Origin of the sequence: Streptomyces sp. NPDC060028 (assembly GCF_042736725.1) — a bacterium.
Lineage (GTDB): Bacteria > Actinomycetota > Actinomycetes > Streptomycetales > Streptomycetaceae > Streptomyces.
Window position 1 is genome coordinate 1 of record NZ_JBHWVJ010000071.1, and the last position, 9,657, is coordinate 9,657.

Annotated in this window: 10 protein-coding genes; 2 read left to right on the forward strand and 8 right to left on the reverse strand. The window is 73.5% G+C overall.

What is annotated here, in order from left to right; translation table 11 throughout:
- Positions 1-57: 57 nt before the first annotated feature.
- A complete protein-coding gene (locus tag ACFWBF_RS28185; RefSeq protein ID WP_385606815.1) occupies positions 58-273 on the reverse strand; it encodes a hypothetical protein in 216 nt (71 codons plus the stop codon).
- Between the two features lie 128 nt (positions 274-401).
- Positions 402-1,184, reverse strand: coding sequence for an ABC transporter ATP-binding protein (locus ACFWBF_RS28190; RefSeq protein WP_385606817.1), 783 nt, complete (start codon positions 1,182-1,184; stop codon positions 402-404).
- Positions 1,185-1,428: 244 nt separating this feature from the next.
- Between ACFWBF_RS28190 and ACFWBF_RS28195 the strand changes: the two genes are divergently transcribed.
- Together ACFWBF_RS28195 and ACFWBF_RS28200 are read left to right on the forward strand one after the other, a co-directional pair.
- Positions 1,429-3,246: a BTAD domain-containing putative transcriptional regulator gene (locus tag ACFWBF_RS28195; RefSeq protein ID WP_385606819.1), complete on the forward strand. Its 1,818-nt coding sequence runs from the start codon at positions 1,429-1,431 to the stop codon at positions 3,244-3,246.
- 14 nt (positions 3,247-3,260) lie between these two features.
- Complete coding sequence (locus tag ACFWBF_RS28200) at positions 3,261-4,001, forward strand: DUF4097 family beta strand repeat-containing protein (RefSeq protein WP_385606821.1); 741 nt, start codon at positions 3,261-3,263, stop codon at positions 3,999-4,001.
- Positions 4,002-4,107: 106 nt separating this feature from the next.
- Here the strand turns inward: ACFWBF_RS28200 and ACFWBF_RS28205 are convergent, their stop codons facing one another.
- The 6 genes from ACFWBF_RS28205 to ACFWBF_RS28230 form a co-directional block, all read right to left on the reverse strand.
- A complete protein-coding gene (locus ACFWBF_RS28205) occupies positions 4,108-4,608 on the reverse strand; it encodes a hypothetical protein (RefSeq protein ID WP_385606823.1) in 501 nt (166 codons plus the stop codon).
- 25 nt (positions 4,609-4,633) lie between these two features.
- Entirely contained in the window at positions 4,634-5,443 is an 810-nt protein-coding gene (locus ACFWBF_RS28210; protein WP_385606825.1) for a 4'-phosphopantetheinyl transferase family protein, read from the reverse strand.
- Positions 5,444-5,530: 87 nt separating this feature from the next.
- Positions 5,531-6,346: a thioesterase II family protein gene (locus ACFWBF_RS28215; RefSeq protein WP_385606827.1), complete on the reverse strand. Its 816-nt coding sequence runs from the start codon at positions 6,344-6,346 to the stop codon at positions 5,531-5,533.
- Positions 6,346-7,290: a TauD/TfdA family dioxygenase gene (locus tag ACFWBF_RS28220; protein ID WP_385606829.1), complete on the reverse strand. Its 945-nt coding sequence runs from the start codon at positions 7,288-7,290 to the stop codon at positions 6,346-6,348. Before ACFWBF_RS28220 ends, ACFWBF_RS28215 begins: the two co-directional genes overlap by 1 nt.
- Positions 7,291-7,295: 5 nt before the next feature.
- Positions 7,296-8,609, reverse strand: coding sequence for an MFS transporter (locus ACFWBF_RS28225; RefSeq protein ID WP_385606831.1), 1,314 nt, complete (start codon positions 8,607-8,609; stop codon positions 7,296-7,298).
- Positions 8,606-9,571 carry an ornithine carbamoyltransferase gene (locus ACFWBF_RS28230; protein WP_385606833.1) on the reverse strand — a complete coding sequence of 322 codons (966 nt, stop codon included), beginning with the start codon at positions 9,569-9,571 and terminating at the stop codon, positions 8,606-8,608. The genes ACFWBF_RS28225 and ACFWBF_RS28230 overlap by 4 nt, the downstream gene beginning before the upstream one ends.
- Positions 9,572-9,657 lie beyond the last annotated feature (86 nt).

A 9,657-nucleotide genomic window follows, 5' to 3' on the forward strand; every position in this document is an offset into this window, starting at 1 on the left:
GGGCGGCTCCGGCTGCCGCCCCCCCCCCCCCCCCCTCGCTGCGCCGGTCGGTGGGGATCAGCTCCAGGGGTTCTCGTCGTTGATGTCGCACACCGGGCCCACCGCCGGACCGGCGATCGGGCCGGCCACCGGGCAGACGACCTCCTGGACCGGCGCGGTGCCCGGGACCTCGCTCGCGGCCGCCGTGGCCGCCGAGCCCAGGGTGAGGGCGCAGACGGCCGTCACGGTACCCAGGGCGGCGACGAAAGCGGTGCGGGTGCGGGTGCTGCGCATCGGGTTTCTCCTCAGTCGTTTCTGTCCTTGCCTCGCCGCCGGTGCGGTGCGACAAGATGAACGCTAGGGAGAGGCTCTGTTGGGTCGTTATCGCTTCGATTTCGACCGTCTCCGGACAACGAAATCGCTCAGGTCCCCCAGGCTCCCAGGCTGGTCATCCGCTCGGCGACCCGGTCGGGAGTCGGCTGGTCCATCCGGTCGGCGAGCCGTCCGTCGGCCAGGAACAGCACGGTGTCGGCGTACGAGGCGGCGACCGGGTCATGGGTGACCATGACGACCGTCTGGCCGGTCTCGTCGACGCTGCCGCGCAGCAGCGCGAGGATCTCCTTGGCCGTCACCGTGTCCAGGGCGCCGGTGGGTTCGTCGCCGAACAGCACGTCGGGGCGGGTGATCAGCGCGCGGGCGATGGCCACGCGCTGCTGCTGGCCGCCGGAGAGCTCGCCGGGTCGGTGCGTGGCGCGCCCCGTCAGCCCGACCCTGCCCAGCACCTCCTCCAGCCAGGCCGAGTCCAGCTTCTCCTTCGCCAGGCGCAGCGGGAGTTCGATGTTCTGGCGGACGGTCAGCGAGGCCACCAGGTTGAAGGCCTGGAAGACGAAGCCGATCCGCTTGCGCCGCAGTATGGTCAGCTCGGTCTCGTTCAGGCCGTTCAGCTCGGTCTCACCGATGTACGCGGAACCGGTGGACGGCATGTCCAGTCCGGCGGCGCAGTGCAGGAACGTCGACTTGCCGGACCCGGAGGGGCCCATCACGGCGGTGAACGACCCGCGCGGCACGCCCACCGTCACCCCGTCGAGGGCGCGGACCTGGCTGCCGCCCTTTCCGTACACCTTGGTCACCGCGTCCAGCCGCAGCGCGTACTCCGTCGTCTGGTCGCCGCTGCGGGGCGGCGCGCTCATCGTGGTCGGCCTCATGGACGCCGGGGTCCTCTCGCTGTCGGGGCGTTGTGCGCCGGCCCGCCCGTCGGGCGGAACCAGCCCCACCACAGTGCACCGTCTTTCTCTTTTCGTTCTATGCCCCTCCCCCGAACCGGGGCGACTACACGGGTTTTCGGCTGCTCGATGGCCGAAATCGAAGTGAAATCGGCCCGACAGCCCCGGCCTCTAGCTTCGGTGACTGAGCTCGAGACACATACATCGGAGCAACGGGGTGACGAAGATGGAGTTCCGGATTCTCGGACCGGTCGAAGCGAGGCGGGACGGCAGTCGGATCGCACTGTCGGGGTCGAAGGTGCACACGGTCCTCGCGGCGCTGCTGCTGGCCCGCGGGCGGGTGGTGTCGGACGCCCGGCTGAACACCCTGCTGTGGGGCTGGGACCCACCTGCGACGGCCGGGGCGCAGATCTACACGTACATGTCGAGGCTGCGCAAGCACCTCGGTGACGACGTGGAGATCGTCCGGCAGCAGCCGGGCTACCTGCTGCACACCGGGGACAGCGCCATCGACCTGGTCGACTTCGAGAAGCTGGAGCGCGACGGGCGCCAGGCGCTGCGCGCCGGGGCCTACGAGGAGGCCGGCGAGCTGCTGACGCGGGCGCTGGAGCTGTGGCGCGGTCCGGCGCTGGCGAACGTCACCGAGCACATGCTGGCGGAGGAGCTCCAGCCGCTGGAGGAGGCCCGTACCCAGGCGCTGGAGCAGCGGATCGAGGCGGATCTCGCGGTGGGGCGGCACGAGCGGGTGACGGGTGAGCTGAGTGGTCTCGTCGCGCGGTTCCCGACCCGGGAGCGGCTGCGGGCGCAGTTGATGACCGCGCTGTACCGGTGCGGGCGCCAGGCGGACGCGCTGAACACGTACCACGAGGGCCGCCGGGTGCTCGCCGAGCAGCTCGGCGTGGATCCCGGTGTCGCGCTCGGGGACACGTACAAGGCGGTGCTCGGCGGCGATTTGGGGCTGGAGTCCCCGGCGCCTATCGGGCCGGCCGCCCGCAAGGCCGACGTCCCGGCGATGCTGCCCCCGGACATCGACGACTTCACCGGCCGCGAGGCCGAACTGGACGCGCTGGGCGCGATGCTGGCCCCGCCCGGGGCCGAGGAGGGCGCCTGGCGGCCGCGCCGGTTCCTGATCACCGGCATGGCGGGCATCGGCAAGACGGCCCTCGCGGTGCGGGTGGCGCACGCGAACGCCGCCCGCTACCCGGACGGGCAGTTGTACGCCGACCTGCGCCAGGCGGACGGCACCCCCCGCGACCCCGGCGAGGTGCTGGTGCGGCTGCTGCGCGCGCTGGGCGAGGTCGGGCTGGAGGGGCCGGACGCGGCCGGCGACCTGGAGGAGCTGGTACGCCTCTACCGGACCCGCACCGCCGGCAAGCGGATGCTGCTCCTGCTGGACAACGCGGCCGGTGACCTCCAGGTCGGGCCGCTGCTGCCCGGCTCCACGGAGACCACGGTGCTGGTGACCTGCCGTACCCAGCTCGCCCGGGTGGCGGGGGCGTACTCGGTGGCGCTGTCCCCGCTGGACGACGACACGGCGCTGGAGCTGCTCGCCTCCGCGGCGGGTCGCGCCCGGATCACCGCGGACCCGGACGCCTCAGACGACCTGGTGGCGTACTGCGCGGGGCTGCCGCTGGCGCTGCGGATCGCCGGGACGAGGCTGGCCTCGCGGCCGCACTGGCCGGCGGCCCGGCTCGCCGAGCGGCTGGCCGATCCGCGGACGCGGCTGGGCGAGCTGAGCTTCGCCGAGCTGAACGTGCGCGACGCCCTGCTGCCGCCGGGGGCGCTGCTCGACGCCCGCGCCCGGACGGTGCTGCCGGCGCTGGCGGACGCGGGCGCGGAGCCGTTCGGTGCGCGCCGGATCGCGGTCGCGCTGGAGATTTCGGAGGCGGTGGCCGAGGCGGGGCTGGAAAGCCTGGTCGACGCGGCGCTGCTGGACCTCAGCGGGGTCGATCCGCAGGGCCGGCCGCTGTACCGCTGCCATGAACTCGTCCGGCTGCTCGCCGGGCTGTCCGCCCCTCGAACCCACGCCAACGCGGCGTGGTGAACCCTGGAGAGAACATGACCACCGCGCCGATCGCCGCACTCCCGACGAAGTCCCGACCCGGGGCCCGGACCCGGGCCCATGTCCTGGCCATGCCGGTCCTGGTGACCGCGCTGGCCGGCGGAACGCTGACCGGCTGCTCACTGGGCAGCGAGACGGACGTACGCACCTACACGGTGTCGCAGAAGGTGACCGCGCTGTCGGTGCGGTCGCCGGACGGGGACATCGAGGTCGTCGGGGGCTCCGGCGACAGCGTGAAGGTGACCGAGACCGTCACGTACAGCGGGAAGAATCCGAAGACGGACCAGTCCGTGTCGGGCGGCGAGCTGACGCTGGGCGGCGGCCCGGACTGCGGCGACGACTCGGATTGCAAGATCAGTTACCGGCTGGAGGTGCCGGGTGGGCTGTCGGTGAAGCTGGTGGCCTTCGGCGGCGACATCACCGTCAGGAACGTGTCGGGCGCCATCGACGTACGGACCACGGGCGGCTCGGTGCACGGCAGGGAACTGGGCGCCAAGAGCCTGCTGGCGAAGGCCAACGGCGGGGATGTGGAGGCGAGTTTCACGGCGCCCCCGGAGAAGGTGGACGCCGGTACCAGCGGCGGTGACGTCAAGGTGAAGGTGCCGGGTTCGGCCGCGTACGCGGTCGACGCGAAGGGTGTCGGCGGTGGCGAGAAGGTGTCGGTGCGCACCGACCCCGCCTCGGGCCACAACCTCAAGCTCCGCACCCTGGGCGGCACGGTGTCGGTCAGCTCGTGAGACACGGGTCCGCCAAGGGAAAAGGGGACCCGGACCGCGTTCGTGCCGCGGCCGGGTCCCCCGCTCCCGGGTCCGGACTCTGCGCTGCCGGCGGATCGCCGCGCCGTCACCAGGAGTTGCGCGCCCGCTGGAAGACCGGTACGCCGCGTTCGGCGAGCGGGGCGATGGTCTCGCGGACCACGGCCCAGACGTCGGAGACCACGCGCTCGCGCGGGCTCGGCGGGGTCTGCGCGAGGGCGGCGGCGGTGATCGCCCGCATCGCGGCGACGGCGGCGACCGAACGGACGTCGGCGGAGGGGCGGGCCGGGCGGGCCGCGCCGCGGCCGACGTCCATCCGGAAGGCGAGCTCGGCGGCCTCGACGCGCTCCGCCGCGGCGCGGTCGGCGCAGACGGGGGCGGCGAACACGGCCGGCGAGAGCGGGTGCTGGTACACGTGGCGCACCCAGGCGGAGACGCGCATCCGCTCGCGGGCCTCCCAGCCGTGCTCGCCGGGTCCGGGATCGGACTGCTGGACGACGGTCTCCAGCAGGGCGTGGTAGTCGGCCCACAGTTCCTCGTCGGCCTCGGTGAGCTGCGGGAAGGTCTTCTCGGTGGCTTCGAGCGTCATTGCTGTCTCCCTCTCGGGTACGTGGCTATCGGACGGGCGGGTGTACGGGGTGCAGGCGGACGGGGCCGGTCGCGGCGGCGGCGGGGCGGGCCACGCAGGCGGTCCAGTCGGGTCCGACGTCCAGGTCCTCAACGGCCCACAGGGTGCGCCGGCCCTGGAAGGCGTGCCGGACCTCGACGCGGCCGGTCAGGTCCGCCCGTACGTCGAGTTCGTTCAGTTCGGTGCCGATCAGGCCGACGCCGACGGCCTTGACCACCGCCTCCTTGCGGGTCCACACCCGGTGGAAGGCGCGGTCCCGCTCGTCGCCCGGGGTCAGTGCCTGCAGGACGGCGCGCTCGGCCTCGGTGGTGACCATGTCGACGACGCTCTGCGAGTGGATCCCGCGCAGGGCCTCGATGTCGACGCCGACCCGGGTGCCGGCCCGGACCGCGAGGACCCCGCGGCCGGCGGTGCGCGAGAGGCTGATGGCGAGCGGCAGCGCGGGCCGGGTCACGCTCGGCGGGCCGTGGCCGGTGTCCCCGCAGCCGGGGCAGTCCCGGCGGCCGAAGGCGACTTCCGCGGCCGGTACGCCGAGCAGTTCGCCGACGGCCCGGCGGGCTGCCGCGTGGCTGCGGACGAAGGCGGCGGCGTCGCGCTCCTGGTGGAAGGAGAGCACCCGTTCGTACTCCTGGGTGCTGAGCAGGGCGAGGTCGTCCGGGTCGGTGCGGGCGGGCAGTTCCCAGCACCACACGTGCACCTCGCCCGAGGTCCGCAGTCTGCGGACGGCCACGGCGGCACGGGCGTTCAGACCGGATTCCAGGGTCAGGCTGCCGGGCGGGTCGTGGGGTACGGGCATGGCATCTCCCTTCGTACTGATTGGTTCGGTTTCCATTGAGCCCATGGGCTGCATGCCCCGGGCTTGCAGCGGTCTATACGGGGACCATCAGGCGGCCGGCAGCAGGGCGGCGGTGATCAGCCTCAGCAGCGTCGCGCGCTGGAGGGGCTCCTCCAGGTAGAAGTGCCCGCCGGGGAAGACCCGGTGGGTCAGTCCCCCGGTGGTCAGCTCCCCCCAGCTCAGTGCGTCCTCGGGCGGCAGCAGCGGGTCGCTGTCGCCGGTGAAGGCGGTCAGCGGGGCCCGGACGGTGCCCAGTTCCTCCAGCGACGGCCGGTATCCGGCGCTGAGCCGGTAGTCGGCGCGCAGCGAGGGCAGCAGCAGGGCGGCGAGTTCCGGGTCGGCCATGATCTCGGTGCCGGGCGAGGCGAGCCGGTCCATCTCCGCGACCAGTTGGGCGTCGGTGTATCCGCCGAGGTCGACGGGATCGCTGACGTGTGCGGCCGCCGCCCCCGAGACGAAGATGCGTTCCGGGCTGACGCCGTGCCGTGCCTCCAGTCGGCGGGCCACCTCGAAGGCGACGTCCGAGCCGAGGCTGTGCCCGAAGAAGGCGAGCGGCGTGCCGAGGTAGGGGCGCAGGGCCGCGGTGATGCGGTCGGCCAGTTCCGCCATGGTCTCCACGCAGGGCTCGTGGAAGCGGTCCTGGCGGCCGGGGTAGCGGGCGGCGAGCACCTCGATCCCGGCGGGCAGGCGGCCCGGCCAGTCCCGGTAGAGGCTGGCGGCGCCTCCGGCGTGCGGGAAGCAGACCAGCCGGATGCGGGGGGCCGTGCCCCGGCCGTGCCGGCGGAACCAGCGCGGGCCGTCCTGGCTGTCGTACGCCGTGGCCGCGGGCGGCGGCGCGGGCAGCAGGCCCGCTGCGGCCGGCATCAGTCGGTCATCGCGACGAGGACGCGGCGCGGGCCCGTGAAGGGCCGGCGGCCGTGGCCCACCGCGATGTTGTCGATGACCATGAGGTCGCCGGTGTTCCAGTCCACGTTCACCGCGTTCTCCAGGCCGCGGTCGCGGACCTGCAGGACGTACTGGTCGGGGATCGGCGAGCCGTCGGCGAGGGTGACGTACTGCGGGAGTTCCTTGGGCGGCAGCAGTTGGGCGAGGGCGGCGGCGGTCTCGTCGCCGAGGGAGGCCGGGTGCCACTGGTCGGCCTGGTTGAACCAGACCTCCTGGCCGGTCTCGGGGTGGACGACGGTGGCCGGGCGGAGCTGGCTGATGTGCAGTCCGCCGTCGGCGCGCCAGCGCCAGTCGGCGCCGGTGCCGTCGAGGTACGCCTCGACCTCGGCGCGGTCCCTGGTCTCGAAGGTGTCCTGCCAGCTCTTGCCCAGGCCCAGGCCGTCGTGGAGGTTCTGGGTGTAGCGCACGCCCGGGGCGAAGGCCTCGCGGACCTCGGGGTCGAGGGACTCCAGCCAGCGCACTCCGTCGACGACGGGGGTGGCGCCGCCGGTCTCGGGGGCCTGCTGGCAGAAGAAGGCGAGGCGGGTGGGCCAGTTCTCGGCGTACGAGAGTTCGTTGTGCATGGAGATGGTGAACTCGGCCGGGTATTCGGTGGAGGTGTAGACGTTGTCGCCGACCTTGGTGCGCGGGGAGTTGCCGTGCACGTAGGCGAGGCGGTTGCGCAGCAGGAGGTCGAGGACCGCGCCGAGGGTGTCGGGGGTGATGCCGAAGCTCCGGAAGACGAGGGCCTTCTGCTCGGTGAGCAGCCGGTCGACGGCCGCGGTGTCGGCGAGGTGGGCGGTGAGCGCCTCGGCGGTCGCGTCGATGCCGAGGTCGGCCGGGTGGATCTCGTACGGGGTCCAGGTCCTGGTGGCGGTGGTCATGCGGGTCACTTCGCTTCCGGGTCGGTCGCGGCCGCGGGGGCGGCGCTGCGGCGGAGGGATTCGGGGTAGTCGGCGTGCGGCAGCAGCAGGGACAGCAGGGCGAGGGCTGCCATGGCCGCGGCGATGCCGTAGACGGTGTGGGTGGCGCCGAAGGCCTCCAGGGCGAAGCCGCCGCCGAGCATGCCGAGGGAGGCGGCGCCGGAGCCGATCAGGCCCATCGCCCCGCCGACGCGGCCCTGGAGCCGGTCGGGGGTGATGCCGACCTGGTAGACGCCGCCGGCGACGTTGGTGACGCTGCCGATCATGGCGGCGGCCAGGAAGATCAGGCCGAGCAGCACCGGGTTGCCGGTGAGGGCGACGAGCGGCATGAGCACGGCCCAGCCGACGGCGCCGCCGATGAGCAGGCCGCGCAGGCTGACCCGGCGCATCCAGAAGGTGCCGGTCAGGGCGCCGAACATGCCGCCCGTTCCGCTGACGGCGGTGATGACGCCGATGGCGGCGGCCGAGCCGCCCGCTTCGTTGACGACGACGATGAGGGCGAGGGACAGGGCCTGGAAGAGCAGGTTGGAGCCGGCTATCAGGAGCATGCCCCAGCGCAGGAAGCGCTGCTTCCAGGTCCAGCTCAGGCCTTCGGCCAGTTCGGCGCGGAGGTTGCCGGGGGCCTGGGTGCGCTCGTCCTGGAAGTTCTTGCGGATGAGCAGGAGCGAGAGGAGCGAGACGGTGTGCGCGACGGCGGAGAAGAGGAACGGCGCGGAGCGGGCGAGGGTGTACAGGACGCTGCCGGCGGGCAGGCCGAGCAGGCCGGCCGCCTGGCCGCGGGCCTCGTTGCCGGCCATGGCGGCGGGCAGTTGTCCGCCGGGCACGACGTGGCGTACGGCGGCCCGCTCGGCGAGCCGGTAGAAGATCGCCAGGCTGCCCTGGACGAAGGCGGCGGCCATCAGCAGCGGGATCCACACGTGGCCGGAGAAGACGGACGCGCCGACGGCGGCGGCGCTGAGCAGGCAGCCGAGGTCGCACAGGATCATCAGGCGGCGGCGGTCCCAGCGGTCGACGAGTGCTCCGGCGTGGAGTTGGACGACCAGGTTGGGCAGGGCGGCGGCGAAGCCGACGAGGCCGGCGGCGCTCGCCGAGCCGGTGGCCCAGATGACCAGCAGCGGGTAGGCGATGGAGCTGACACGGGCGCCGAGCGCGGTGGCCCCGGCGCCGACCCAGAGCAGGACGAAGTCCCGGTTGCGGCGCAGCGAGGGCGGGCGCGGCGCCTCGGCTTCGGCAGCGGCCGCCTCGGGGGCCTCTTCGGGGGCGGGGTGGAGCGCGGTCATGACAGGCGTCCTTCCGGGGCGGGTCCGCTGACGGCGCCGTGCCTGATCCATTCCAGGACGGCCATGGCGCTGTGCATCTTGTTCTCGGCCTGGTCGAAGGCGATGCTCGCCGGGCCGTCGAGCACCTCGGCGGTGACCTCCTCGCCTCGGTGAGCGGGCAGGTCGTGGAGGAAGACGGCCTTGGGGGCGGCTTCCCAGAGCCGGCCGGTGACCTGGAACGGGGCGAAGATCTCCCGCCAGTTCGCGTCGGGCTTGGTGGTGCCGGTGGTCTGCCAGCGGGTGGTGTAGACGGCGTCGGGCTGCTCGGGCAGGCCGTCCATGTGGTGCTGCTCGGTGACCGTGGAGCCGTGGCGTGCGGCCTGGGCGGCGGCGCGGGCGAGGATCGCGGGGTCGACGCCGTAGCCGGGCGGGGTGCGCAGCTCCAGGGTGGTGCCGGGGTAGCGGCTGAGCGCGAGGGCGAGGGCGGAGGCGGTGTTGTTGCCTTCGCCGACGTACAGGACGCTCAGGCCCTCGATGCGGCCGAACTTCAGCTGGAGCGTGGTGAGGTCGGTGAGGCCCTGGGTGGGGTGCTCGGCGGCGCTCATGGCGTTGACCACGGGCAGCCGGCCGCCGCCGGACAGGCCGCGCAGCTCCTCGTCGGGGCCGGCGGTGCGGGCGACGAGTACGTCCAGCATGCGGGCCATGACCTGGCCGGTGTCCTCGACGGTCTCGCCGGTGTTGAGCTGGAGGTCGGCGGGGCCGTAGGTGAGGATGCGGGCGCCGAGGCGCAGCGCGCCGGCGGAGAAGGCCGTACGGGTGCGGGTGGAGGTCTTCTTGAAGTAGATGCCGGCGATCCAGCCCTCCAGGGGCTGTTCGGCGCGGCCGGCGCCGGAGGCGAAGTGGGCGCCGCGGGCGACGATCGAGTGGAGGTCCTCGTCGGTCAGGTCGTCGATGGAGAGCAGCTGCCGGGTGTGCGTGGTCATCGGGTGCTCCTTCCTGTTGGTGGTGGGTGGGGGTGGGGCGGGCGGGGCCGCGTGTGCGGGGCGCCCGCCCCGTCCGGCGCTGCCGG